28 protein-coding genes are annotated in these 25,186 nt (G+C 66.3%); 11 read left to right on the top strand and 17 right to left on the bottom strand.

Annotated elements, in window-relative coordinates; all coding sequences use genetic code 11:
* Window positions 1-21: 21 nt before the first annotated feature.
* The gene (locus VGV37_RS12830; RefSeq protein ID WP_326880074.1) at window positions 22-924 is read left to right on the top strand and encodes an ADP-polyphosphate phosphotransferase; all 903 of its coding nucleotides are present in this window, start codon (window positions 22-24) and stop codon (window positions 922-924) included.
* 8 nt (window positions 925-932) lie between these two features.
* Here VGV37_RS12830 and ligD read toward each other — a convergent pair whose 3' ends face one another.
* The 3 genes from ligD to VGV37_RS12815 all read right to left on the bottom strand — a co-directional run bounded on the left by ligD (window position 933) and on the right by VGV37_RS12815 (window position 4,502).
* A complete protein-coding gene (gene ligD, locus VGV37_RS12825; protein WP_326880073.1) occupies window positions 933-3,584 on the bottom strand; it encodes a DNA ligase D in 2,652 nt (883 codons plus the stop codon).
* Between the two features lie 42 nt (window positions 3,585-3,626).
* Window positions 3,627-4,127: a cupin gene (locus VGV37_RS12820; protein ID WP_326880072.1), complete on the bottom strand. Its 501-nt coding sequence runs from the start codon at window positions 4,125-4,127 to the stop codon at window positions 3,627-3,629.
* 66 nt (window positions 4,128-4,193) lie between these two features.
* Complete coding sequence (locus VGV37_RS12815; protein WP_326880071.1) at window positions 4,194-4,502, bottom strand: plasmid stabilization protein; 309 nt, start codon at window positions 4,500-4,502, stop codon at window positions 4,194-4,196.
* Between the two features lie 145 nt (window positions 4,503-4,647).
* Between VGV37_RS12815 and VGV37_RS12810 the strand changes: the two genes are divergently transcribed.
* The gene (locus VGV37_RS12810; protein ID WP_326880070.1) at window positions 4,648-4,770 is read left to right on the top strand and encodes a hypothetical protein; all 123 of its coding nucleotides are present in this window, start codon (window positions 4,648-4,650) and stop codon (window positions 4,768-4,770) included.
* 3 nt (window positions 4,771-4,773) lie between these two features.
* Complete coding sequence (locus tag VGV37_RS12805; protein ID WP_326880069.1) at window positions 4,774-5,634, top strand: alpha/beta hydrolase; 861 nt, start codon at window positions 4,774-4,776, stop codon at window positions 5,632-5,634.
* Between the two features lie 118 nt (window positions 5,635-5,752).
* Here VGV37_RS12805 and VGV37_RS12800 read toward each other — a convergent pair whose 3' ends face one another.
* Window positions 5,753-6,292: a hemerythrin domain-containing protein gene (locus tag VGV37_RS12800; RefSeq protein ID WP_326880068.1), complete on the bottom strand. Its 540-nt coding sequence runs from the start codon at window positions 6,290-6,292 to the stop codon at window positions 5,753-5,755.
* 177 nt (window positions 6,293-6,469) lie between these two features.
* Complete coding sequence (locus tag VGV37_RS12795) at window positions 6,470-6,814, bottom strand: cupin domain-containing protein (protein ID WP_326880067.1); 345 nt, start codon at window positions 6,812-6,814, stop codon at window positions 6,470-6,472.
* Between the two features lie 165 nt (window positions 6,815-6,979).
* On the opposite strand from VGV37_RS12795, the gene VGV37_RS12790 reads away from it, so the two are divergent.
* Window positions 6,980-7,474: a RidA family protein gene (locus VGV37_RS12790; RefSeq protein ID WP_326880066.1), complete on the top strand. Its 495-nt coding sequence runs from the start codon at window positions 6,980-6,982 to the stop codon at window positions 7,472-7,474.
* Window position 7,475: 1 nt separating this feature from the next.
* Here the strand turns inward: VGV37_RS12790 and VGV37_RS12785 are convergent, their stop codons facing one another.
* The gene (locus VGV37_RS12785) at window positions 7,476-8,249 is read right to left on the bottom strand and encodes an SDR family oxidoreductase (protein ID WP_326880065.1); all 774 of its coding nucleotides are present in this window, start codon (window positions 8,247-8,249) and stop codon (window positions 7,476-7,478) included.
* A gap of 23 nt (window positions 8,250-8,272) precedes the next feature.
* Window positions 8,273-9,082: an alpha/beta hydrolase gene (locus VGV37_RS12780; protein WP_326880064.1), complete on the bottom strand. Its 810-nt coding sequence runs from the start codon at window positions 9,080-9,082 to the stop codon at window positions 8,273-8,275.
* Between the two features lie 91 nt (window positions 9,083-9,173).
* Between VGV37_RS12780 and VGV37_RS12775 the strand changes: the two genes are divergently transcribed.
* The 3 genes from VGV37_RS12775 (at window position 9,174) to VGV37_RS12765 (ending at window position 11,271) form a co-directional block, all read left to right on the top strand.
* Window positions 9,174-10,514, top strand: coding sequence for a PLP-dependent aminotransferase family protein (locus tag VGV37_RS12775; RefSeq protein WP_326880063.1), 1,341 nt, complete (start codon window positions 9,174-9,176; stop codon window positions 10,512-10,514).
* 210 nt (window positions 10,515-10,724) lie between these two features.
* Window positions 10,725-10,847 (top strand): hypothetical protein, encoded by a 123-nt coding sequence (locus tag VGV37_RS12770; RefSeq protein WP_326880062.1) that lies wholly within the window; start codon window positions 10,725-10,727, stop codon window positions 10,845-10,847.
* A 40-nt stretch (window positions 10,848-10,887) separates the two neighbouring features.
* On the top strand, window positions 10,888-11,271 hold the full coding sequence (locus VGV37_RS12765; protein ID WP_326880061.1) for a low affinity iron permease family protein: 384 nt from the start codon (window positions 10,888-10,890) through the stop codon (window positions 11,269-11,271).
* A gap of 53 nt (window positions 11,272-11,324) precedes the next feature.
* Here the strand turns inward: VGV37_RS12765 and VGV37_RS12760 are convergent, their stop codons facing one another.
* Window positions 11,325-11,573, bottom strand: a complete 249-nt coding sequence (locus tag VGV37_RS12760) for a CsbD family protein (protein ID WP_326880060.1) — start codon at window positions 11,571-11,573, stop codon at window positions 11,325-11,327.
* Window positions 11,574-11,692: 119 nt separating this feature from the next.
* Window positions 11,693-11,926 carry a hypothetical protein gene (locus tag VGV37_RS12755; RefSeq protein ID WP_326880059.1) on the bottom strand — a complete coding sequence of 78 codons (234 nt, stop codon included), beginning with the start codon at window positions 11,924-11,926 and terminating at the stop codon, window positions 11,693-11,695.
* 195 nt (window positions 11,927-12,121) lie between these two features.
* Between VGV37_RS12755 and VGV37_RS12750 the strand changes: the two genes are divergently transcribed.
* Entirely contained in the window at window positions 12,122-13,237 is a 1,116-nt protein-coding gene (locus tag VGV37_RS12750; protein WP_326880058.1) for a PHB depolymerase family esterase, read from the top strand.
* Window positions 13,238-13,250: 13 nt separating this feature from the next.
* On the opposite strand, the gene VGV37_RS12745 is transcribed toward VGV37_RS12750, so the two are convergent.
* The 4 genes from VGV37_RS12745 to VGV37_RS12730 form a co-directional block, all read right to left on the bottom strand.
* The gene (locus VGV37_RS12745) at window positions 13,251-14,372 is read right to left on the bottom strand and encodes a potassium channel family protein (RefSeq protein ID WP_326880057.1); all 1,122 of its coding nucleotides are present in this window, start codon (window positions 14,370-14,372) and stop codon (window positions 13,251-13,253) included.
* Between the two features lie 128 nt (window positions 14,373-14,500).
* The gene (locus VGV37_RS12740; protein WP_326880056.1) at window positions 14,501-14,950 is read right to left on the bottom strand and encodes a polymer-forming cytoskeletal protein; all 450 of its coding nucleotides are present in this window, start codon (window positions 14,948-14,950) and stop codon (window positions 14,501-14,503) included.
* A 98-nt stretch (window positions 14,951-15,048) separates the two neighbouring features.
* Window positions 15,049-16,134: a thioredoxin family protein gene (locus VGV37_RS12735; RefSeq protein ID WP_326880055.1), complete on the bottom strand. Its 1,086-nt coding sequence runs from the start codon at window positions 16,132-16,134 to the stop codon at window positions 15,049-15,051.
* Window positions 16,135-16,220: 86 nt separating this feature from the next.
* Complete coding sequence (locus VGV37_RS12730; protein WP_326880054.1) at window positions 16,221-16,637, bottom strand: organic hydroperoxide resistance protein; 417 nt, start codon at window positions 16,635-16,637, stop codon at window positions 16,221-16,223.
* A 315-nt stretch (window positions 16,638-16,952) separates the two neighbouring features.
* On the opposite strand from VGV37_RS12730, the gene VGV37_RS12725 reads away from it, so the two are divergent.
* A complete protein-coding gene (locus tag VGV37_RS12725; protein ID WP_326880053.1) occupies window positions 16,953-19,814 on the top strand; it encodes an ATP-binding protein in 2,862 nt (953 codons plus the stop codon).
* 4 nt (window positions 19,815-19,818) lie between these two features.
* Here VGV37_RS12725 and VGV37_RS12720 read toward each other — a convergent pair whose 3' ends face one another.
* The 3 genes from VGV37_RS12720 to VGV37_RS12710 form a co-directional block, all read right to left on the bottom strand.
* Window positions 19,819-20,322 carry a cytochrome P460 family protein gene (locus VGV37_RS12720; RefSeq protein ID WP_326880052.1) on the bottom strand — a complete coding sequence of 168 codons (504 nt, stop codon included), beginning with the start codon at window positions 20,320-20,322 and terminating at the stop codon, window positions 19,819-19,821.
* A 35-nt stretch (window positions 20,323-20,357) separates the two neighbouring features.
* Window positions 20,358-21,443 carry an alpha/beta hydrolase gene (locus VGV37_RS12715; protein WP_326880051.1) on the bottom strand — a complete coding sequence of 362 codons (1,086 nt, stop codon included), beginning with the start codon at window positions 21,441-21,443 and terminating at the stop codon, window positions 20,358-20,360.
* 250 nt (window positions 21,444-21,693) lie between these two features.
* Window positions 21,694-22,938 (bottom strand): amidohydrolase family protein, encoded by a 1,245-nt coding sequence (locus VGV37_RS12710; protein WP_326880050.1) that lies wholly within the window; start codon window positions 22,936-22,938, stop codon window positions 21,694-21,696.
* A 202-nt stretch (window positions 22,939-23,140) separates the two neighbouring features.
* Between VGV37_RS12710 and VGV37_RS12705 the strand changes: the two genes are divergently transcribed.
* Window positions 23,141-23,890, top strand: a complete 750-nt coding sequence (locus VGV37_RS12705) for a haloacid dehalogenase type II (RefSeq protein WP_326880049.1) — start codon at window positions 23,141-23,143, stop codon at window positions 23,888-23,890.
* Window positions 23,891-23,919: 29 nt separating this feature from the next.
* On the top strand, window positions 23,920-24,429 hold the full coding sequence (locus VGV37_RS12700) for an Lrp/AsnC family transcriptional regulator (RefSeq protein WP_326880048.1): 510 nt from the start codon (window positions 23,920-23,922) through the stop codon (window positions 24,427-24,429).
* A 14-nt stretch (window positions 24,430-24,443) separates the two neighbouring features.
* Here VGV37_RS12700 and VGV37_RS12695 read toward each other — a convergent pair whose 3' ends face one another.
* Window positions 24,444-25,181, bottom strand: a complete 738-nt coding sequence (locus VGV37_RS12695) for a GntR family transcriptional regulator (RefSeq protein ID WP_326880047.1) — start codon at window positions 25,179-25,181, stop codon at window positions 24,444-24,446.
* Window positions 25,182-25,186 lie beyond the last annotated feature (5 nt).

Below are 25,186 nucleotides of genomic sequence, written 5' to 3'. Positions count from 1 at the left end.
CCGGTTCCAGGAGCGTTGGCCTTGAACGACGAGAGCCGTTCGGCCGAAAGGATCCAGATGAAGATCGATGCCAAGGATTTCCGCGTGCGGGAGGGCGACACGGTCGACCTCAGGCAATGGCCGACGCTCGTCGACCCGATCTACTCTTCCAAAGAGCATTATCGGCAGATCCTCGACGACCACGTCCTGCGGCTCAGCGCGCAACAGCAGTTGCTCTATGCATCGAACCGTCATTCCGTCCTGCTGATCTTCCAGGCGATGGACGCGGCCGGCAAGGACGGGGCGATCCGGCACGTGATGTCGGGGATCAATCCGCAAGGGTGCCAGGTCTCCAGCTTCAAACATCCCGGACCGGCCGAGCTGCAGCATGATTTTCTCTGGCGCACCACCCGCGAATTGCCCGAGCGTGGCCGCATCGGCATCTTCAACCGGTCCTACTATGAAGAGGTGCTGATCGTCCGAGTCCATCCGGAGATCCTGGAGGGAGAAGGCATCCCGAACCGCCCGAAACACGGAAAGGCGCTCTGGGCGGATCGGTACCGCTCGATCGCGAACCTGGAGCGACATCTTCAGGCAAACGGTACCCGGATCGTCAAATTCTTCCTGCATTTGTCCAAGGACGAGCAGCGGCGACGGTTCATCGCCCGCATCGACGATCCCGAGAAGAACTGGAAGTTCAACCTCGCCGATCTCGAGGAACGGAAGTTCTGGAAGCAATATATGAAGGCCTACGAGCAGTGCCTCGGCGCCACCAGCAGCCGGGACGCGCCCTGGTACGTCGTCCCGGCCGACGACAAGCAGAACGCCCGCCTGATCGTCTCGCAGATCGTGCTCGATACGCTCGAGGGTCTGAAGATGACCTACCCGAAAGCGAGCGCGGATCGCCTGGAGGAATTGCAGGCGATCCGCGCCCAGCTGGAGTGACGCCGGCCCTACTCCGCTTTGCCGAGCCGCTTGATCGCCGCATCGAGCGGTCGCTCCGCATCGCAATAGTCCGCCCAGGCCGTCGTCTTGGCGAGGAGCTGCGGCACGGTGCGGATCGTGAAGCGCTTGGGGTCGAGATCGGCCTTCACCTGGGTCCAGGTAACCGGCATCGAGACCGTGGCGCCCGGACGCGCGCGCGGCGACAAGGGCGCCACCGCCGTCGACATCCGGTCGTTGCGCAGATAGTCGAGGAAGATCCGCCCGCCGCGCAGCTTCTTCGCCATGTTGACGACGTAGCGATCAGGATTGTCCCGCGCCAGCCGCCGGCATACCTCGTGGGCGAAGCCCTTCGCCTCGGGCCAGGTCAGCTTCTTGCGCTTGGCCGAGGCGAGCGGCGTCACGACATGCAGGCCCTTGCCGCCGGTCGTCTTACAGAAGCTGATCAGCCCCAGTTCGTCGAGGATGTCCCGCATTTCCTTGGCCGCTTCGACGACGGTGGAAAACGCGACGTCCGGCCCGGGATCCAGGTCGAACACCAGGCGGCCCGGCACTTCCGGCTGCTTCGGCTGGCAGTTCCAGGGATGCAGCTCGAGGGCGGCCACCTGCGCCACCGCGGCCAGCCCCTCGATCCGGTCGATCTCGAGGTAGGGTTTCCGATCGCCGGACACCGTGACCAGGTTCAACAGGTTCGACGTGCCGAGCATGGCATGACGCTGGAAGAACTGCTCGCCGGCGAAGCCGTCGGGCGCCCGGATGATCGAGCAGGGCCGACCCTGGATATGCGGCATCAGCCAGGATCCGACCGCCTCGAAATACCGGGCGAGATCGGCCTTGGTCACGGGCTCGCCATCGCCGGCATCGGGCCACAGGGGTTTGTCGGGCTTCGAGATCACCACGCCCATGATCGTCGCCGTGCCGCCTGAACCCGCACGCCGGGACGTAGGCTTGATTGCCGCGGTCGGCTTCGGCACCTCGGTGCTCTCGGCCGGTGCCGGCCGTTCGGTCTCGACCTCGTCCGCCGGCTTGTCTTCGCGCAGGCCCTTGAACGCGGCCTGGCGCACCATGCCGTCGCCGGTCCAGCCGGCGAACTCGATCTCGGCCACCAATTCCGGCGCGACCCAATTCATGGTCGCATCCTTGCGCGGGGCGCCGACCCCGGTGAACGGCGATTTATCGGAAGCGGCCGCCTGCAGCCGCGGCAGCAGGGTCTTCACTTTCTCCGCGCCATAGCCGGTGCCGACCCGCCCCACATAGATGAAATGATCGCCGCGATGGACGCCGACCAACAGCGAACGGAATTTTCCGTTCGTCGTGGTCCAGCCGCCGATCACGACCTCATGGCCGGCCCGGCATTTCGCCTTGACCCAGCTGTCGGTGCGGCCGGACCGATACGGCGCGTCGAGCCGCTTGGAGACGATCCCTTCCAGCGACAGCCGGCAGGCCGAGCGCAGCACGGCATCGCCGCCGGTCTCGAAATGCTCGACGAACCGGATGAGCGGTTCGCTGGGTGCATGCTTTTGGATCAGCGCTTGTAGCCTGGACTTTCGGTGGGCCAGGGGCGATGCCCGAAGATCCTCAGCGCCATCGAACAGCAGATCGAACGCGTAGAATACCAGATCTTCGGTCTTCTGCTCCGACAAGGCCGCCTGCAGGGCGGCAAAGTCGGGGGCGCCGGACTCGTCGAGCGCCACGACCTCGCCGTCGACGATGCCGTCCGGCAAGGATCCTGCGGCACGCGCAATCGCTGGAAACTTCACTGTCCAGTCAAGCCCCTTGCGGGTCTTCAGCGTCGCCGTTCCATCCTGCACGCGCAGTTGCAGCCGATAGCCGTCGAACTTGATCTCGTGGCACCACCCCGCCTCGGACGGAGGGCGCTCGCGCGTTTCGCACAGCTGGGGGGCGATGAAATCCGGCATCGCGGTTTCGGCCTTCGCCTTGCGCCCCGGCCCGGTGGTTTTGGTCTCGCGTTTTTCCCGTGCCTCGGCCGCATCGCCCTGGTTGCTGTCCCAGACCGCATCGGCTTCGGCCGCCACGCGGCCGGCCAGCATGAACGGCTTCGGCCCCCGTCCCTTGCCCGCGGCGATGTCGGCCATCGCCCGGCCCGAGGCGACGGAGCGATCCTCGGCCAGGACCCCATCCGCATCACCGTCTTTCGCGTGGTCGTCGCGATGCTTGATCAGCAGCCAGTTGGTCCGCTTGCCGCCGGTCCGGTCGTGTTTCATGCGCACCAGAACCCAGCTGCCGTGCAGCCGCTCGCCGTCCAGCGAAAATTTCAGGTCGCCGTCGGCAAAGGCCTCCTGGGGCGACTTGGTGCCCTCCGGCTCCCAGTAGCCGCGGTCCCACAGCTGAACCGTCCCACCGCCGTACTGGCCCTTGGGGATCGTACCCTCGAAATCGCCATAGTCGAGCGGATGATCCTCGACCTCGACCGCGAGCCGCTTGTCCTGCGGATCGAGCGAGGGACCACGGGTGACCGCCCAGGATTTGAACACACCATCGAGTTCCAGGCGCAGGTCGTAGTGCAGGCGCGTCGCGTCATGCTTCTGGATGACGAAGCGGCCCCGGTTCGACGGCGCGATCGGTGTCCGGCCGCTGGGCTCCGCGGTCTTCTTGAAATCCCGCTTCTGGCGGTATTTGGAGAGCTGGCTGGTGGCCGACACGGGGATTGCTCCATCCTGAAGTCCGGGTGCTTCATCCAACGCTCAGCGCTGCAATCGGATCCAATAGCCTTCAGCGCCGCCGACCGGATCGGTCTCGGGAAAGCCGAGTTCGGCGATGGTCCGCAGCATTTCCGTCGTCGGCGCCGCGCGGCAGATGTCGAACTGCTGGCCGGGCGGATAGGCGCCGACCACCAGGAAATCCGGACTGGCCTCGATCCGGCAATGGCCGGTACCGGCTGGCAGCAGTGCCGCGTCGCCGGCCGAGACCTGCACTTCCCGCCCGCCCGGTCCACCCAGCATCAAACGAGCCGACCCGGCGGCAAAACCCAGCACCTCGTGCGCCGTCGAATGATAGTGATGATAGGGATAGACGCCGTCGCGCCATTGCGCCAGCCAGTCGTGCCGGTCGAACAGTGCCTCGAAACTCGCCGCCGTTTCCTCCGATGGTGTGCCCGGCACGACGCCGCGATACAGCAGCACCGGCAAGCTCGGATGGTTCGGCACCCAACCGCGGGGTTCGAGCAGCAGGCGTTCCGGGATCACGATGCCTCGCCGTCTCGAACTGGTGAAGCCGTCCGTCCTACCGAGACGGACGGCTTCACCACCGGATCATGAATGCGCGTGATGCTCGGCATTGCGCTTGCGCGTTGCCGCCGCCTTCTTTGCCGAGGCGGACCGGCTGGCGGCCGACCTTGATGCCGAAGCCTCGCCACCCTTATGGGCCGCCGGGTGGCCGGTCGATTTTCCACGGCCGGATCCGCCTTCCTTCTTGCCGCCGCCATCGTCTTTGTTGACGGTCGCCCAGGCCCGGCGCTCGGCTTCCTTGTCGGAAACGCCGCGATGCTCATAGCTCTCGGCAATATGGTCGGCCTTGCGTTCCTGCTTGTCGGTGTACTTGGATTTTTCGCCGCGCGGCATGACGCTTCTCCTTGCAGTCTGCATTCCCAACAGAGATCTCCGGCACGGGTTCCCGGCCGCTTCCGCCTCCGATGATCACGCAACCGGCATCAGGGATTTGGGTTTTAAGCACCACGGGGATATCCCTCTGATCCAGGAGAGCCGCATGGCGCATACGAACGAAGCGGGCACCGCGATCGACCCGACGGCCCAGACGGCGGAGCAAACAACTGCGCCCCGGGCCGGCCCGGTCCGGACGGGGGGAAGCGATAGCGGCAAGGACATCTGAGCGATGTTCGAAGGCTTCAGCCTGGATCGGATAGAGCTGCCGGAAGCGACATTGCGGGTACGCCACGGCGGCTCCGGCCCGCCCGTCCTGTTGCTCCACGGACATCCGCGGACCCACGCGACCTGGCATCGCGTGGCCGCCGTGCTGGCCGAACACCACACCGTGGTCTGCCCGGACCTGCGCGGCTTCGGCCAATCCTCGAAGCCGCTCGACACACCGGACCATGCGGGGTCTTCCAAACGGGCCAAGGCAGGGGACTGCGTGGCCCTGATGCGGGCGTTGGGCTTCGACCGCTTCGCCCTGGTCGGCCACGATCGGGGTGCCTATACCGCGTTCCGGACCGCGCTCGACCATCCTGGCACCCTTACCCATTTGGCCATCCTCGACGGTGTGCCGATCCTCGAAGCGCTCGAGCGCTGCACGGAGAAATTCGCCACGGCCTGGTGGCACTGGTTCTTCTTCGCCCAGCCGGAAAGGCCCGAACGCGCGATCCTGGCCGATCCGGATGCCTGGTACGGCGGCACGCCCGACCTGATGGGTCCCGAAGCGTTCGAGGATTATCGCAGGGCGATCCACGACCCCGCCACCGTGCATGGCATGCTGGAGGATTACCGCGCCGGCCTGGCGATCGACCGGCGGCACGACGAGGAAAGCCGGGCGGCCGGGCAGCGGATCCGATGCCCGACCCTGGTCCTATGGTCGCTTAGGGACGATCTGGAACGGCTGTACGGCGACGTGCTCGAGGTCTGGCGACCCTGGACGACCGATCTGCGCGGCCGCGGCATCGACTGCGGCCATCACATGGCCGAGGAAGCGCCGGAGGAACTCGCAAGCGAGCTTGTGAGCTTCCTGGCGCCGCCCTGAATTCGATCGCGAACGGCCGGCGGAACTTCTGCGACCGGATCCAGGACCGACCGTAAAACAAAAGGCCGTCGGGCATTGCTGCCCGACGGCCTCATTTCGCGAAAGAGGCGCGTGCCGTTCAGGCAGCACCCATCTGGGCCATCAGCTCCTGCTTGCGTGCCTTCAGGCGCTCGCCCATCTCGTTCAGGTCTTCGTCGCCCTTCTTCGCCTGGGAGAAGATGCCGCCAGGCTGCTCCTCTTCCTTGACGTGATGCTTGATATATTCTCCCAGCACCTTGACCTTGGCGTCGTAATATTCGTCCGAAGGCTTCATCGCCTCGATCTCGGCGATCAACTTCTTGGCGCCGTCGTGTTCGACGTAGGCCTCGTCAAGCATGTCGTCCTCGACGTCGCCGCGCTCTTCCGGATAGAGGATCTCTTCCTCGATCTGGGTGTGGACCTTGAGCGCCAGCGCGATCTTCTGGAATAGCGCCAGCTTCTCGGCATCGTCCTCCAGTTGCTCGTACTGGTCGAAATATTCCTCGACCTCGCGATGATCCTTCTTCAACAGGGTCACGGCCACGGGATCCCGGCTTCCGGTGCGCCGTGTGCGGCGCGGCTTCGTCTTGGTCGAACGGGTCGCGGGTTTGGTCGTCGCATGTTTCGTGGCAGCGGACATCGGCCTCTCCTGTTTGGATACGGTTCCAGTCTGCCCAAACACGCAGACCCGAACCGGGTTGCGAGCGGAAGGCGTGTCATCGGCTTCGCCGGCGCATGGAATGATGTTGCCGAGATCCAGCCCGCTCGGCGCGCTTGGCGGCCGGCCGGCGGTTGCGCTTTGAAATCCGAAGCGGGCTTACGGGCTGCCTTCGGTTTCCTTGGGCGGTTCGGGATCGACCAGCAGGAAGGCGCCCCGCCCGCCCGGCAGAATCTCGTGCGGCACGCCTGCGGGGATCACCTGGAAATCCCCACCGAGCAGCCGGATGGACACGTCACCCAGCACCAGCATGATCTCGCCATCGAGCATCAGCAGGCCCTCGGCATAGGCCGGGTGCGATTCCGGCGGCAATCCCTTCGGGTCGACCCGGAACAGCTTGAGGCCGATCCCCTGGATGCGGGCAAGCTGATCGCTGGGCCAGCCGTCGCCAAGGGCGCGTGCGCGCCCGGCAATGTCTCTGAAGGTGGTTTCGGGGTCAGGCATCGGGCGCTCCCTGCCGGCTAACTTCCTCGCGGGGAATGGACAATGCCCGCCCGATGCCCCGGGCGCAACCCGTCCGGCGGAATCGGGAGGCGCCTGCACCAAGACCTTTGATCCGACACGCGCGACGTGTATTTTCCCTGATCTTTCCTGGGGAGTGCCATGTTCATGGTCGGTCGCGTCGAACATCGTCTTGCCGAATTGGGCATCGTCCTGCCGCGGCCGCCGCGCCCGATCGGCAGCTTTGCCTATGGCGTCGAACATGCCGGCATTCTGTATCTTTCCGGAACCTACGGCACGGCCGTCAACGACCGGGACGAAGACTATCTGCCGATCAGCGGCAAGCTGGGCGCGCAGCTTTCGATCGAAGACGGCTATCGATCGGCGCGCCTGATGGCGATCAACCATCTCGCCATGGCCAAGGCGCTGCTGGGCGATCTCGACCGCGTCGTGCGCGTCATCCGGTTGCTGGGCTTCGTGAACGGGGCGGCCGGGTTCCGTGACGCCCCCAAGGTGCTGAATGGCGCGTCCGACCTGCTGATCGAGGTGTTTGGGCCGGAACTCGGCCGGCATGCCCGCTCGGCGCTCTATCAGCACGAACTCGCCCGCGACGCACCGATCGCGGGCGAGTTGACCCTGGCGGTCGAACCGGCCGGCCGGTAGATCAGGCCGGCTTCCGGTGCACCTGGAAGGGTGCGAAGCTCTGCGCCACCGGCATCAGTTCGATCGTGTTGATATTGACGTGGGCCGGTAGCGCCGTGGCCCACCAGATCGCCTCCGCGATGTCCTCGGCCGTCAGTGGCTGCATGCCGGCATAGACGCCGGCGGCTTTCGCCTTGTCGCCCTTGAAGCGCACTTCCGAGAATTCCGTGCCGCCGCACATGCCCGGCTCGATCGCGGAAACCCTGACGCCGGTGCCGTGCAGGTCGCTGCGCAGGTTGAGCGTGAACTGGTGCACGAAGGCCTTGGTCGCCCCATAGACGTTGCCGCCCGGATAGGGGTAGCTGCCGGCGACCGAGCCCAGATTGACCACATGCCCGCGGCCGCGCGCGACCATGCCCGGCAGCACGGCGCGCGTGACATAGACCAGGCCCTTGCAATTGGTGTCGATCATCCGGTCCCAGTCGGCCAGATCGGCGTTCGGCGCCGTTTCCAGCCCGAGCGCCAGCCCGGCATTGTTCACCAGGCAGTCGATCTCGGCGAAAGCGACAGGCAGGCTCGCGATCGCCTGCTCGACCGCCGCCCGATCCTGGACGTCGGCTGCGAGCGGCAGCAACCGGTCGGTTCCCAGTTCGTCCGCCAAAGCCTGGAGCTTGTCGGCGCGCCGGGCCATCGCGACGACCCGGTGGCCGGCCGCCGCGAAGCGACGGGCGGTGGCGAGCCCGAAGCCGCCGCTGGCGCCGGTGATGAGAATGGTTTTCTGTGTCGTCTCGGTCATGGAATTCTCCGGTCCTCAGATCGTCAGGTCGCCGGGGCGACGTCATGGAGCAGGCGGACGAGTGCGGCATTGAACGCCGCCGTGCTTTCCAGGTTGGGCATATGGCCGACGCCCTCCAGCCACAGAAGCTCCGCTCGCTTCAGCAGGTCTCTCATCCGGTCGGCATCGGCCCGGCTGGTATAGGCATCCTGGTCCCCGACGACGACGAGCGCCGGCACATCGAGGGCGGCGAGCGTATTGATGTAGGGCGGTCGCTCGGCCCGGCCGCGCAACGCCGCCGCGGCACCGACCGGATCGGAAGCGCGCATCACGCCCAGTACGTGCTGCGCCACGTCGGGCAGGGCGGCGATGCTGCCCGGCGCGACCATCTTGCCCAGCACCTCTTCGGCGTAGGCCCCCATCCCCTCGCGCAACAGGCGGTCCGCTATCGCGTTCCGGCCGCGTTTCCCTTCGTCCGTTTCCGCCTGGGGGAAAGTTGCGGCCAACATCAGCCCCCTCACCCGCTCCGCATGGAGGCGGCAGAATTCCATGGCGATCTGCCCGCCCATGGACAGCCCGCCGACGACGACCCGGCCGACGCAGAGATGATCGAGCACCGCCACGAGATCGGCCACGAACCGGTCGAGCGTGGTCTTGCCCGGCACCACCGTCGTCTCGCCATAGCCCCGCAGATCCGGCACGACGACGCGCCAGCCCGCATCGACCACCGCAGCGATCTGCGGATGCCACATGGAACGGTTGAACGGGTGGCCATGGATCAGCAGCAACGCGTTTTCGCCGCTGCCGGCATCGTCATAGCCGATGTGGATGTCGTTCAAGGAGACTGTCGCCATGGTCCACCGATGCGTTTGGAGGGTTGATGCACCGACCATCTCTCTGGCATAATTCGAGTGCAATCGAAACATTGCACTCGGAGCAATATCGATGAAGAGCTATCGCGCGATTGCGGACACCATGGCAACCGACATCGCCAGCGGGCGCTTGTCGCCCGGGGAGCGCCTGCCGCCGCACCGGGAATTCGCCTATCGTCATGGGATCGCGAATTCGACGGCGAGCCGGGTCTATCGCGAGCTGGTGAGGCGTGGGCTGGTCTCGGGCGAGGTCGGGCGCGGCACTTTCGTCCGCGTCGGTCCGGCGCCCTTGTTCCCGGCCCTTGCCGAGCCGGCCCGCGCCCCGATCGACATGGAGCTCAATTTCCCGACCGTGCCGGAGCAGCCGGCCTTGCTGGCGCGCAGCCTGAGCGGCCTGTTGCGCCGTTCGCCGGAACTCGGTGCAAGTTTCGCGGCGATCGGTGCGCATGGATCACCGGCGGCACGCCAGATCGCATCGGGCTTCCTGGCGCAGGACGGTTGGCATCCCTCAGCGTCGGATATCCTGTTCGCCGGAAATGGCCGGCAGGCTCTCGCGGCGGCCTTCGCGGCGCTGGTGCCGCCGGGCGAACGGCTCGGCGTCGAACCCCTCACCTACCCGGTCGTGAAAGGATTGGCGGCGCGTCTCGGCATCGTCCTGGTTCCACTGGCCATGGACGAGGTCGGCGTGAGGCCGGACGCGGTAGAGGCGGCGCATCGCGCCTCGCCGCTCCGCGCCGTCTACCTGCAGCCGACCCTGCACAACCCGATCGGCGTGTCGATGACCGATCGACGCCGCGCCGAGATCGCTGCCCTGCTGCGCCGCCTGGATCTGTTCGCCATCGAGGACCGGGTCTACGCCTTTCTGGCGGACGGGGTGACGCCTTTGGCAGGCCATGCGCCGGACCGGACGATCGTGATCGACAGCCTGTCCAAGCGCTTGTCGCCCGGGCTGACGCTCGGGTTCATCGTCGCACCCACAGGGATGGGAGACCGGGTAGCGGCCGCGCTACGCTCCGGCGCCTGGGCCGCGTCGGGTTTCGCGCTCGCCGCGGGTTCGCGCTGGATCGCCGACGGCACGGTTGCCGCCATCGTCGATGCCAAGCGAAAAGATGCGGCCCTGCGTCAGCGCGTTGCCCAGGACCGGCTCGCCGGCCTGGATGTCCGCGGCGATCCGCGCGCCTACCACTGCTGGCTGACCTTGCCGGAGGCGTGGCGCGCGGAGGAATTTACCGCCGCCGCCGGCCGCCGCGGTATCGCGATCACGCCTGCCGCGGCCTTCGCGACAGCGCCCGGCCATGCCCCCAACGCCGTACGCCTGGCGCTCGCGTCGCCGCCCGTCGACGTCCTGACGAGCGCGCTTGGAAGTTTGGCCACGCTCGCCCGGAGCACACGCGAGGCCTGGGCAACGGAATAGTCGGATCCACCCGAGCATCGCACGTTCGACCCGAACGAGGAGAGCAGGTCCGTGCCGGGCAACGCGTTGCTTGCCGCGACCTCGTTCCGCCGTAAAACGCACGACGCCGATGAGCCGATCTGCGGATTGGAGTGTTAGCCCTGACGAAAGATGCTTCCTGCCCACCGTCGGCCCTCGGCGAGCGGCCTGTTTCCTACGAAAGGACCCTTCATGCTCAAGCTCACGCGCTTGCTGATCCTGCTGCTTCCTCTGGCGCTCGTCGTCACCAGTTGCGACGACAAGGGACCCGCTCAGAAAGCGGGCGAGAAAATCGACAAGGCGGTCGGGAAATGAGCGAGGTCCGCGGACGCGCGCTGCCAGCCGGGCAGCCGACATGAACGACCTGTTCTCGCGCCTCGCCAACCTGACGGCACGGCAGGCGGGCCGCGCGTCCACCTTCGTGGTGTCGATCCTAATCGTCGTGGTCTGGGCAGTGTCGGGACCCTTCTTTCATTGGTCCGATACCTGGCAGCTGGTCATCAATACCGGCACCACGATCATCACATTCCTGATGGTGTTCCTGATCCAGAACACCCAGAACCGCGATACCCAGGCGCTCCACCTGAAGATCGACGAACTGATCCGGGTCAGCGTCGACGCCCGCAACTCGATGATGACCTTGGAAGACGCGACGGAAGAGCAGATCGCCATCGTCAAGGCCGAGTTGCAGGATCATTGCGGCGAGGCGGCCGAAATTGTGCGGACGGCGGCCGGATAGGCGCGATCGGCGTAAAACGTCCGCCCCCTGGCGGGAGCGGACGGTGACGCAGTCTATCTACGCGAAAGAAACAGGCCGACGACCAGGCCGATGCTGACCCCGGCCAGAAACGGCGCGGTCGAGCCGTTGACGGCCCCGCGCACGTCGTCCCTGGCATCGCCGAACGCCCGTTGCGTCGCACCGCCCAGTTCGCGGGCGGCGCCGCGGATCTCGGTCTTCGGATCGCCGACGATGGCACCGACTGATCGTTCGACGCGCCCGGTCGCCTCCTTCGCGGCGCCGATGATGGTATTTTCGTCCATGTCGCTCACTCCCCCGATGACGTTACCCATAGGAAACCGCACCCATAGGAAACCGCCAGCGGTGAGGAGGTTCCGGCACGACCGAACATCGAGTGCCCGGCCGTGCGGATTTTACGCGATCAAGGCGTCGGCTTGGCCTGCGACGGTCCGTCGAACAGCGAGAAAAGCGAACGGAGCGAGGCGCCGAGCGTCATCTCGACCCGAACCCCGCCGATCGTCGCGACCGCAGGATGCCTGTCCTGCAGACGCCAGGCAGCGCGCCGCAGGGTCGCGACCTGTCTGGGAGCACCCACGAGCCGCCCGCCCTCCAGCGAGACCAGCGCGAGGTCGACCTTGGTAAGCCCTGGCGTCATGGAAGGCTCCATCTTTGACTGGCGACAGGCGTTGGACCGGAACGCCGACGGAAGACAAGGTGCGAGCGGGCAACGGATCGGTGACTGCGATGCCCTCACTATGCTGCACTGCAACCGAATGAGCCAGCAGATGTTTGTGATGAGCGGTCGATTTCTGGCGATATTCGCCCGACCGCCTATCTGGAGATCAAGTTCATGCCCGGCCTCGGCGACACGCTGACGAATTTCTCGCGCTACCGTAAGCAATTTGAAGCGATGGGCGCGTCCGCCGCCGGATCGGCAGGCGGGTCCGAAAACCTCGTCGATACGGTAGAGTTCGGCACCAATCCCGGCAATCTGCTGATGCGCAGCTTCGTGCCCGACTTCCTGCCGCCGTCGGCGCCGCTCGTCGTCGTGCTGCATGGTTGCACCCAGACGGCGGCCAGCTACGATCACGGCACCGGCTGGACCACCCTCGCCGCGAAGTTCGGCTTTGCCGTGCTTCTGCCGGAACAGCAACGGGCCAACAATCCCAACCTCTGTTTCAACTGGTTCCTGCCGGAGGATACGCGGCGCGACCAGGGCGAGATGCTGTCGATCCGGCAGATGATCGACCGGATGATCCTCGACCACGGCCTCGACCCGGCTCGGGTGTTCGTCACGGGCCTGTCGGCCGGCGGCGCCATGACCTCAAGCCTGCTCGCGTGCTATCCGGAAATTTTCGCCGCAGGCGCGATCATCGCCGGATTGCCCTACGGCTGCGCCACCAACACCCAGGAAGCGCTCGCCTGCATGTTTCAGGGCGGCAGCCGGACCCGGCACATCTGGGGCGACATGGTGCGCGAGGCGTCTCCGCACGCCGGTCCCTGGCCGCGCGTCTCGGTTTGGCAAGGCAGCGCCGACACGACGGTGAAACCCAGCAATGCAGCCGAGATCGTCAAGCAGTGGCTCGACCTGCACGGATGCCCCGCTGAGCCGTCGAGCAAGAACACGGTGTCGGGCGTTCCGCATCGGGCCTGGCTGCGCGACGGCGAGCCGGTCGTCGAGGCCTATTCGATCGCAGGCATGGGCCATGGCACCCCGATCGATCCCGCGGCCGCCGATCCCGACGATCGATGCGGTGTTCCCGGCCCTCATATCCTCGATGCGGGAATTTCCTCGACAGCGGTCATCGCCCGTTCGTGGGGGCTGCTGGAGCATCGCATCGCCGAAGCGCCATCCGAGCAGCCCGCGGCATCAAGGTCGAAGACGCACCCTGCACTGAAACGCTTCGACGTCGGCGGCGTCATCGAGAAGGCGTTGCGGGCCGCGGGCTTGATGGGACGCGATTGAGCCGCGCACCGGACTACGACGGGCGGGACGGCGCATCGTCGACGAGGCGTTTTGCCAGGTCGCCGTGAATGCTGGTCTGCCAATTGTCCGGCGTGCTCGTCGGCATCCAGTCCGGCAGCCGGAGCATCAGGAATTGCGACAGGGCGAGCAGGAACGGTTCATAGGTCGTGCGGAAGGCGGCGAGCCGCTCCTCCGCGCCCGTTTCCGCTGGCTGCAGACCGATCTGCGACAGGCGCCCCATGAAAACTTCATAACGCTCGGTCGTCAGACGTCCGGTCGCCGGGGTTGCCGGCGAAAGCCCCAGCACCTTGGTCATCTCGATGATGACCATGCGCCCCATGGCGAAGGTCATCCGGGCCTGAAAGGTCTTGGTGCCTTTCAGGCCGCATAGAACGACGGCAGACGTGTCCATGATCGTCGTCAGCGCAGCCAGCCACGACTGGTTGTCATGCTGGGACCGATATGCCACGAGCATGGGATAGGACAGATGGCTTTCGAGAAGTTCGGCGCCCCAGACTTCCCAGGCGCGCAGGAACATGTCGAGCTCTCCCATAGCATCGCCGTCGGCATGCCCGGCCAGCAGCGACAGCGCCGAAGGCGGCGAACCGGCCCGCGCATCCAACTGGATTATATGGGCCTCGCGCCGCGAAAACAGCTGGTAGAGGACGGGCAAATAGCCGATCACGGCGGCGATCAGCCCGAAACCGCTGCCCGCCTCCATCACCGCGAACACCTTGCCCGTTCGGGTATGAGGCACGACGTCGCCGAAGCCCAAGGTGAAGAAGGTCGACCCGCTGAAATACAGGTCGGACAGCAGGGACGGAGCCGCGGGGCCGTCGGCGTTGAAGCCCCATTGGCAGAGGCCGTAGCCGAAAATCAGCGTCGAGGCCCAGGCGAGATAGAGCACGACGACCGACAGGGGCCCGTAGATCGAGAGGAAGGCCGCTCGCCCGTGCCCCTCCGGCAGCAGCCGGGCAACACAGCTCCAGCCGCTCCAGGTCGTCTTGAACAGGATGCCGGCGAGACGCCACCGGCGCCGGACACGCCTCGGCAGCAGCAGGACCTCGAACACGTCCTGCATGACGAGCACGATCAGAACGAGGCCGGCCGAAACGGCAGCGATCGTCGCCATCATTCAAAGTTCCCCGGCCATCGCGGCATGGAACGGCCCGAAGTTCGAGCCGTCCCACGAGACCAACGCCCGGCGGAACGAAAGAGTGCACGGGGAAAGCTACCCGCCTCGAAAGGAGACCTTCCCGGCCGCTAGTCCCGTCGGGGCGTGACCTCTTCCGACCCGATATCGCCCGAGAGCCGGCCGCCGCATTCGACCTCGAGCTGACCATAGCGGATTTCACCCGAAACCCGCCCGCTCTGCCGGATGAACAGGCGCTTTCGCAACGTCAGGGATCCTTCGAACCGGCCGGAAATTTCGGCATTGTCGACGGTCGCCGTTCCCTTGAACACGCCCGACCCAGCGATCTCGATGGCACTGCATTCGAGCAAGGTGGCCTCGACGCTGCCTTCGACCAGCAGCCAGTCACATCCTTTGATCTCGCCGGACAGCGTAATCCCGCGACCGACCCGCATCTGACGCGCCTTGGTCTCGGTTTTCGGCGCGTCGGGTGGCGTCTTCGTCTCGACCTCAACCGGCGTGAGGGCACTGGGCACCGCCGAAAACGGCGTTGCGGGGCGACGGGGCAGTTCGATCGACATCTTTCAAGCATCCTGACGAAAGCGGAAACGAAGCCATGCGTTGGTACGCGATCCGGCCGAATGAGGGATGTGTGGAAGTTTGGTCGATCGATATCGTGCTATCCGAACGTGAAGGCGTAGGCGCGGACACCCGGCTCGGAGAATTCGATCCTGAAGGTCCGGTCGGTGATCGCGCCCTCCTGCCGAACGAGTTGGTACAGGCGGTCGTCCTGCAGCAGCCCCCACCCTTCGGTGTCCACGTCGGCACCATGGTCGGCTCCGGGCGGCGCGCCGTCGATCGTGACGCGAAACCGAACGGGACGCCCCTGCGCCGGAGGGGCCAGCACCAGGTGAAGATCGCGGGCGTGAAACCGATAGGTGATGCTGCCCGCCGCCTCGTCCAGCGTGGCGAACTCGCGCCCGACCGTCCAGGCGCCGTCCAGGCTCCACCGGTTGAGCGGCAGCGCCGGGGCGGCATGATAGAGGCTCGAGGCATCCGGTTTGGCGCCACCGGGCGACGCGAAATTCCTGGCCTCCCCATAGCCGATGTAGGTCTCGTCCGACCGGAGATCTCGTTCGTCCGCCGCGGCCTGCGCGCCGCTGGCGCTGACGGCGGCCAGATCCAAACCCATCGGTGCGCCCGCTTCCGACAGCAGTTTCTGGATCAGGCGCTCCGACTCGGCGTAGCTGCCCTCGCCCAGCACCTGCTGGCGGATCCGGCCGTCGGCGCCGATGAAATAGAGCGCCGGCCAAGCCTGGTTGCCGAACGCCCGCCAGATCGCGAAATCGCTGTCGATGGCGACGGGATAGCCGACGCCGAGCGCGATCGACGCGCGACGGACGTTGGCGACATCCTTCTCGAACGCGAACTCCGGCGTGTGCACGCCGATGACTACCAGCCCGCGGTCCTTGTATGCCTCGGCCCAGGCCCGGACATGCGGCAGCACCCTCAGGCAGTTGATGCAGGAGTAGGTCCAGAAATTCACCAGAACGACTTTGCCTCGCAGGTCTTCGGGATGAAGCGGCGGCGTATTCAGCCACTGCCGCGCGCCGAACAGGGCACCGACCGGACCTGAGGGCGCCGGGGCCGCGGATGCAGGGGATACGATCAGCCCGGCTGCGAGGACACACGACAGGATCGGGACCCTGAGGTGTCGTGCGATCGCGAACAGGCCCGCGAGGGACTGGAGGATGAGGAGTACCATCGGTTGCGCCGCCCGAAGTTGGATGAAGGAGCCGCCCGCCCGGCCGGCCCGGTGCTTGGGCCAGGTCGGTCGGCGACGGGTCGCGCTCAGACCAGGTTGATCGCGACGTCGATGTTTCCGCGTGTCAGTTTGGAATAGGGACAAGTCTGGTGGGCGGCATCGGCCAGCGCCTGCGCGACGTCGCGCTCCAGGCCGGGCAGGCTGATATTGAGGCGGGCCTGCAGGAAATACGCATCATCGGCCAGGCAGAGGTCGACCTCGGCATCGATCGCCAGCCCGGCCGGCAGCGCGATCTTCATCTTGGCGGCCGCCTTCTTCATCGCCCCTTCGAAGCAGGCCGACCAGCCGGCCGCGAACAGCTGCTCCGGATTGGTGCCGGCGCCCGCGCTGCCGGGCGTGGAAAGCTTGATGTCCAGCCGGCCGTCGGAACTGCGCGACGCGCCATCCCTGCCGCCCGTCGTATGGGTCTTGCCTGTGTAGAGGACTTTCGCGAGTTCGGTCATGATGCGTTCCTTTCAGGGTTTCGGAGTTTTCGGCGCAGCTGTCAGCGCAGCGACCTGAAGGCTACGCGGAGTTCGGCGCTCCCGAGAAAGCTGCGCCGGTCGAGTGGTACGGATGTTGAGGGCACGATCATTCCCCTTTGACCGCACTCACTTAAGCGGAGGCCGCAAGGAAGACCCGTTAGCGGTTGCGAATGCCTGTTAGCGTTTGCCAGCGGCGCTCCGATCGCGAGGTCGCAGCGGCTTCGATCCCTATGGTGCGGCGCCGACCGTTGCCCTAGGATGCGGCCCTGATCACGCGGCTGCGAAAGATGACGAATGGAGGGGCCCGCGGCTCGGACGAGGGACGTCGTATCGTTCGGTCCCTTCAGCCTGGTGGCGAGCGAGCGGCTCCTCACCAAGGACGGCGCTCCTCTGGAATTGGGCGCGCGCACCCTCGATACCTTGATCGCGCTGGTGTCTCGACCCAACGAGGTCGTCGGCAAACGGGAGCTGATGGCCGAGGTCTGGCCTGATGTCACCGTAGAAGAAGGCAGCCTGCGGTTTCATATCGCCAGCCTGCGCCAGGCACTGGGCGACGGGAAAGACGGCGCGCGATACATCACCACCTTGGCGGGGCGGGGCTATTGTTTCGTGGCGCCGGTCTCGCGGTCGATCGACCGGGCCATCGAGCTCGCGAAGGCCATGGTCCCCGTTCCGGGCGCCAACTTCCTGCCGGCCCGGCTGATGCGTATGGTCGGGCGTGCCGACGGCGTGCTCATGTTGTCGACCCAGCTGGTCGCCTCGCGTTTCGTCACGATCGTCGGCTCCGGTGGGGTCGGCAAGACCACGGTCGCGGTCGCCATCGCTCACGACCTGCTGGAGTCGTTCGAGGGCGCCGTCCTGTTTTTCGATCTGGGCATGCTGAGCGATCCGGCGATGGTGGCCGGCTCGCTCGCGTCCATGCTGGGGCTGGCCATCCGGTCCGACGATGCCATGCCCAGCCTGATGGCCTATCTGCGTGACAAGCGGCTGCTGCTGATCATCGACAATTGCGAACATCTGGTCGAGGCGGCCGCGGCGCTGGCGTCGGACATCTTCATCAACGCATCGCAAGTCCATATCCTGGCCACCAGCCGCGAAGCGCTCAGGGTCGAAGGCGAACAGGTCCATCGGCTGACCCCTCTCGCCTTTCCGCCGGAGGATCCCGGACTGACAGCCGCGACCGCCCTGACGTTCCCGGCGACCCAGCTGTTCATCGAGCGCGCGGCGGCGAGCGGTGCTCCCCTGGCATTGACCGATGCGGACGCCGCGATCGTGGCGAGCATCTGCCGCAAGCTCGACGGCGTCGCCCTGGCGATCGAACTGGCCGCCGGCCGGGTGCCCGCCTATGGCCTGCAGCAGACTGCCGCCCTGCTCGACGAGCGCCTGAGCCTGCTATGGTCGGGGCAACGGACGGCGCCACCTCGCCAAAAGACTCTGCAGGCCACGCTCGACTGGAGCTACGGGCTGCTGTCGGCGCTGGAGCGGATGGTGTTTCGACGGCTCGCCGTCTTTGTCGGAACCTTCACGATCGAAGCGGCCCTGGCCGTCGCGACGAGCCCGACGGTCGACCATAGTCTCGTGTTCGACGCCATCGACAGCCTCGTCGCCAAGTCCATGGTCGCGACCCGGGCGGTCGGCGCGATGATGCGCTACCGGCTGCTGGCGACCACGCGCGCCTATGCCCTCGACATCGGCATCGACGATGCGGAGCGCATCGACCTGGCGACGCGCCACGCGACCTATTGCCGACGATGGCTCGAGCAGGCCGGGGCCGAATGGCCGACTTTGTCGACCTCTCTGGAACGCGCGCCGCATCTCGCAGGTCTCGGCAATGTGCGCGCCGCCCTGGAATGGTGCTTCGGCATCGGTGGCAATATCGAACTCGGCATCGGGCTGGCCGCGGCCGCGGCACCGGTTTTCCTGGCGATGTCCCTGCTGACGGAATGTCATCGGTGGTCGGAACGGGCCATCGGCGCGCTCGACGATGCCGCGTGCGGCGGGGCGGAGGAGATGCAGCTCCAGGCAGGGCTGGGACTATCGTCGATGTTCACACGCGGCAGCAGCGAAGCGGCGTGTGCCGCCTTGAACCGCAGCCTCGCGATCGCCGAGGACCGGAACGATGCCCTCACCCAGCTGCAGTTGCTCAGCATCCTGAACATGTTCCACGGGCGCGTGGGCGACCCCAGGGTCGCCTTGGCTTACGCCCGGCGTAGCGCCACGGTGGCCGGGACCATCGCGGATCCGGCCGCGATGGCCCTGGCCCAATCTCTGGTGGGGATTTCCCTGCATTTCACCGGCGATCTCGCCGGCGCCCGCGCAGCGCTCGAGGCGGCGCTGCAGCAGCGCGGGAATTCTCAGCGGACCGGCAGGATCTATCTGGGTTTCGAGCATCGGAGCCTGGCCGGCAGCGGCCTTGCCCGGACGCTGTGGCTGCAAGGCCACCCGGCCCAAGCCATCGATCGCGCGCGCCAGACCGTCGCGGATGCCGCCGCGACGGATCATCCGGTGACGATCTCGATCGCTCTACTCTGGGCCGTTTCCGTGTTCCTGTGGATCGGCGATCTCGAGAGCGCCGAACAGCATATCGACTGGTTCGTCTCCCGCGCGGAATCCCATTCCCTGGGCCCCTATCTCGCGGTCGGACGGGGCTTCAAAGGGCAATTGGCCATCCGCCGGGGCGACGCCGAAAGCGGGGTCGAAGATCTGCAGGACTGCCTGCGGCAGCTCCATGACTCCCGGTACGAATTGCTGACGCCGCCGTTCAATACCTCCCTGGTTCAGGGGTTGGCAGCGCTCGGCCGGTGGGCCGATGCCATGGCGCTCGTCGACCAAACGATCGGGCTGGTCGAAGCCAACGGCGACCTGTCCTACCTGCCGGAGCTGCTGCGTGTGAACGGCGGCCTGCTTCTGTCGATGCCGCAGCCGAACGGCGAAGGCGCGGAAGCGTGCTTCCTGCAGTCGCTCGATCTCAGCCGTCGACAGGCCGCCCTCGCCTGGGAACTGCGGACCGCCGTCGATCTGGCGGCGCTATGGACTGCCCGGGGACGGCCCGACGAGGCGCGGAAGCTGTTGCAGCCGGTGGTCGGACGGTTCACGGAGGGCCGGGATACGGCAGACCTGCGGGCTGCTGAACGGCTATTGGCCAATTTGGGCTAGATCGTCATCGCGCATATCGTGTGAAGACGAAGTCGTGGCCCTTCACGTTGGCTTGATGACAGGCGAAACAGGTCTGGTGCTGCGCCTCGTCGACCGGCTTGCCGTCGATGAAGCGGCCGAAGCCCCAGCCACCGGTCGCCGGGTATTTCTTCGAATCCTTGACCATGATCTGGACCGTCGTCGCTGCACCGGGGACGAAGGCGCCGTCGATCTCGGACGACGGCACGTGCTTCCACGCCAGCTTGGCCAGGATCGTCCCGTCCGGGAAAGGCAGCGTTCCCGCCCGATAAGCCGTCATCGCGGCGGCATTGCCGAGCACGCCCCGCAGTTCGCCCAATCCGGCTTCGTGCGCCACGCCGACCAGTTCCCATTGCCGATATCCCGGAGGGATGGTGACGCCATAGATCGGAGAGGCCTCGCTCTCGGCGTGACCGGACGCGACCGGCAGCGAACCGATGACGCCGACGGCGGTCATCGCCGCGAGCGCCAGGGCGGGAAATCGTTTCATGGCTCGATCCTTCGACGAGGAACCACGGGCGGCGATCAATAGCCGCCGACCTCGATGACGGCTTCGGCGAAGGCCCGCGGGGCTTCCTGGGGCAGATTGTGGCCGATGCCGCCCGTCAGCGTGCGATGAGTGTATTTGCCGGTGAATTTGCCGCGATAGGCCGCCGGCTCCGGATGCGGCGCCCCGTTGGCGTCGCCTTCGAGCGTGATCGTCGGCACCGTGATCGCCGGACCCGCGGCAAGCCGCTTTTCAAGGTCGTCGTATTTCGACTCGCCCGCAGCCAGGCCCAGGCGCCAGCGATAGTTATGGATGACGATGGCGACATGGTCCGGATTGTCGAACGATGCGGCGCTGCGATCGAACGTGGCGTCGTCGAAACGCCATTTCGGCGAGGCGAGCTGCCAGATCAGCTTGGCGAAATCATGCCGGTTCTGGTCGTAGCCGACCTGGCCGCGATCGGTAGCGAAATAGAACTGGTACCACCATGCCAGCTCGGCCTTGGGCGGCAACGGCTTCTTGTTGGCTTCCGGACTGCCGATCAGGTAGCCGCTGACCGAGACGAGGGCCTTGCAGCGCTCGGGCCACAGGGCCGCCACGATGTCGGCGGTGCGGGCACCCCAGTCGTAGCCGGCGAGGATCGCCTTCTCGATCTTGAGCGCGTCCATCAAGGCAATGATATCGACCGCGAGCGCCGACTGCTGGCCGTTGCGGATCGTATCGCCCGACAGGAAGCGCGTCGTGCCGTAGCCGCGCAGATGCGGAACGATCACCCGATATCCCTGCGATGCCAGCAACGGGGCGACGTCGGCATAGCTGTGGATGTCGTAGGGCCAGCCGTGCAGCAGCAGGACGACGGGGCCGCTGGCCGGGCCGGCCTCCGCATAACCGACGTTCAGCAGGCCGGCGTCGATCTGCTTCAGGCTGGCGAACGAGGTATTCGTTCCCGGCTTGATCGCCGGCAATTTGGCGGGCTTCGTCGTACCGGATTGAGCGGCTGCCGCGCCGATCAGCCCGATCTGGGCAGCAACGAAAGTCATGGCCGCCGTGCCGAAAAACCGGCGGCGACGAAGATCGATCGCTTCGGAGCCGTCGACCGGTCCGGCAACTATCGATTTTTCCATCATCCATCTCCCACGGCGGCTTGAAACGATCATTGGCCGAACGGGAAGTTCGGTCGACCCCCACATAAGCAGAGATCGCCGGGAAGCGAACGTTAGCGGTTGCGAACGGCCGTTAGCAGTTGCCAGCGGCCTTCAGCTGGTCCGGAGCCGGCGCACCCCGTCGAACAATGGCAAGCCGCCGGCCGAAGCCGGTCAGGATCTCGTCCGCGATCGGCAGGATGCCGTGGTCGACCGCTGTCGCCTGCCCGGCTCAGTCGAGCGCAGACTTGTGAACGACGCCGTCCTTCAGGATCAGCTTCAGGCGGTGCTCCGGGTCCTGCAGGACCGACAAGTGGTCGAGCGGATTGCCGTCGACGGCGAGCAGGTCGGCCCGCGCGCCCGGCGCCACCACGCCGATCTCGCCCACCATGCCGAACAGCTCGGCGGCGTTGGTCGTCGCGGCGCGGATGACGTCGATCGGCCGCTGGATCTCGCCGCGCAGCGCGAATTCGGTCAGCTGGCGCTTGTGCATGGCGCCCAGCAGGTCGCTGCCATAGACCAGTTTGACGCCGCTGCGGTGGGCCAGTTCGAGCGCACGGCTGCCGGCGTCGAGCACGTCGAAGATCTTGGCATGCATGTCGGCAGGCAAACCGACGGCAACCCCTTCTTCGGCCAGGGCGTGATAGGTCGCGAGCGTCGGCACCAGAAACGCACCGTATTCCAGGAAGCGCTCCACGCTGGTCTCGTCCAGCAGGTTGCCATGCTCGATCGAGCGGACGCCGCAATCGAGCGCCCGGTTGATCGCGCGGGCGGTATAGGCATGGGCCATGACATAGATCGTCGCGGCCTCGGCCTCCTCGACCGCGGCCTTCATCTCTTCGAGCGAGAATTGCGTGCTGGTGATGCGATCGGTCGGCGACGACACGCCGCCCGACGCCATGATCTTGATCTGGCGGGCGCCCTTGCGGATTTCGTTGCGACAGGCCCGACGGACTTCGGCGATCCCATCGCAGATCACACCCAGGCCGGCGCAGCAGAAGCAGCCTTCGAAGCTGTTCTCGCCGCGCGCCCGCATGTCGCCGTGGCCGCCGGTCTGCGACAGGGCATGACCGCAGAACAGGATGCGCGGGCCGGTCAGATAGCCCTCCTCCACCGCGTCGGCCAGACCGAAATCGGCGCCGCCCGCATCGCGCACCGTCGTGAAGCCGCGCATCAGCATGCCTTCCAGGATGTCCCCGGCACGGGCCGCGACATAGCTGGGCGACCACCGCGTCAACGCCGCGAAATCCGGCGTGGCGGCGGTCAGGTGGACATGGGCGTCGCTCAGTCCCGGCATCAGGGTCAGGCCCTTCAGGTCGATCACCCGGGCGTCGGCCGGCGCTGCGCGCTGGGCATGGTCGATTTCTGCGATCCGGCCGTTCCGGATCAGCACGGAACGATCGCCGAGGATCTCGCCCGCGACCACGTCGAGGACATGGGCGTTTTGCAACAGAAGGGTGGTCTGGGGCTCGGTCACCGGCTCGCTCCGCTTTTCCTCGGCAGCCGCCCGGAGCGGATGCCACGAGCGTGTCGAGTGGGAATATTAAGGAGCCGCCGGTGGCAAGAGTCGTCAAGTTTCGAACGATCTCTACGCGGATTTGCTGTTTTCACCCCGATCTTCAGTCGCTCATTTCGACGGTCCGGCGCTAGCCTTCCAACGACATGACGGGAGACGACCCATGACTGGTGTGAACGAGTTCAGCACGCTCACCTTCGACTGTTACGGCACGCTGATCGACTGGGAACGCGGCATCCTCGCCGAGCTTCGGCCCTGGGTCGATCGCCACGGCCGCAAAGATCTGGACGACGACGGCCTGCTCCAGACCTTCGGTACGACCGAGGCGGATTGCGAGGCGGAGACGCCGGGCACGCTCTATCCGCAGATCCTGGAAGAAGCGCATCGTCGTTTGGCCCGGACGTGGGATATCCACTCGACCGCCGACGAGGCGGCGGACTTTGGGCGGTCCGTCGGCCGCTGGCCCGCCTTCGCCGATAGCGCCACGGCGCTGCAGTACCTGAAGCGCTATTACAAGCTGGTCATCCTGTCGAACGTCGATCGCGCGTCCTTCGCGCTCAGCAACCAGAAGCTCGGCGTCGAGTTCGACCGGATCGTCACGGCGCAGGACGTCGGCTCCTACAAGCCGAACCCGCAGAACTTCCGCCATCTGCTGGCCGACCTCGAAAAGACGCTGGGCATCGGCAAGCACCAGATCCTGCATACGGCTCAGAGCATTTTCCATGATGTGGTGCCGGCGAAATCGGTCGGTCTGTCGACCCTGTGGATCAATCGGCGTAAGGAAGTCGGCGGGTGGGGCGCCACACCCGTTCCCGCGGTCGGCGGTGCTGCCGCCCAGCCCGACTTCCGGGTCGCCAGCATGGCCGAGTTCGTGGCCCTCCATCAGGCGCACCTGCGCGGCGAGGCGATCTGAAGGCATTTCCGGCGTGGAAGGCGGACCGAATGAAGCGAGACCATAGGGGCGCGATCCGGCTGGATCGCCTGGATTTGAAGATCCTGGCGACCCTGCAGACCGCAGGGCGGATGACCAATCTCGAACTGGCCGAGACGGTCGGCCTGTCCCCGACCCCGTGCCTGCACCGGGTCAAACGCATGGAGGCCACTGGCTATATCCGCGGCTACGGCGCCGCCCTCGATGTCGATCGCCTGTGCAGCAACATCCTCGTCTTTACCGAGATCACGCTCCGCAACCATCGGCGCGAGGATTTCCTGCGCTTCGAACGCGGCATCCAGGACATGCCCCATATTCTGAACTGCTTCCTGGTGACCGGCGGATACGACTATCTGGCGCAATTCATCGCCCGCGACATTCTGGACTACCAGAACGCCGTCGAGAGCCTGCTCGATCGCGACCTGGGCGTCGAAAAATACTTCAGCTTCGTCACGATCAAGCAGGTCAAGCGCAGCGGCGGCTATCCGATCGCCCTGCTCGTGCCCGAGGCCGAGGGATAAGCACGCAGCCTAGCCTAATCGCGGTCCGGTGCCATCTCGCCGGCGCTGGCCTGTGCGAGCTCTGCGCCTTCGAAAAAATCCGCGTGCTCGGCGGCGATGCGCCCGATGGCCGCGAAGGCGGTGCGCAGATGGGTCGTCATGATCGCGACCGCCCCAGGGGGATCGGCCGCGGCGACGCGATCCACGATGGCCGTATGCTGGTCGAAGATCATGGCCAGCCAGTCGCGATCCTCCAGCGAGAAGAAGCGCACGCGGTCCAGCTGCGCCTTGGCACCGGCGATGACCTGCCAGACGAAGGGACGGCCGGCCATATGCATCAGCCGACGATGCATCGCCTCGTCGAGCGCGAAGAACGCCGCGAAATCCCCCGATGCGACCGCGATGCGCTGCCGGTCGAGATTGCCCCGCAGCTCGGAGACGTCGGGAAGTTGCGGCGCCCGGGCGGCATCGGCGATGGCACGGCATTCCAGCGCCTCGCGGATGAACTGGCTGTCATAGACCGCGGCGACGTTGATCGGCGCCACGAAGGTGCCGACCTGGGGCACGACCCTGAGGAAGCCATCCTCGCCCAGGCGCCAGAATACTTCGCGCACCGGCGTCCGGCTGAGCCCGTAGCTCTCGGCCACCTTGGTCTCGGACAGCGCGTCGCCCGGCCGCAATTCGCCGCGCACGATCTTGCCGTGCAGGTCCTCGTAGAGCTGCTGGCCGGTCGCGCGCGGCCCCATCTTTGCCAGGTTGCGGAGGTTTGCCACGATCG

Origin of the sequence: Aliidongia sp. (assembly GCF_035943795.1) — a bacterium.
Taxonomy (GTDB): domain Bacteria; phylum Pseudomonadota; class Alphaproteobacteria; order ATCC43930; family CGMCC-115725; genus Aliidongia.
This window is presented reverse-complemented; position numbering and strand designations above follow the sequence as displayed.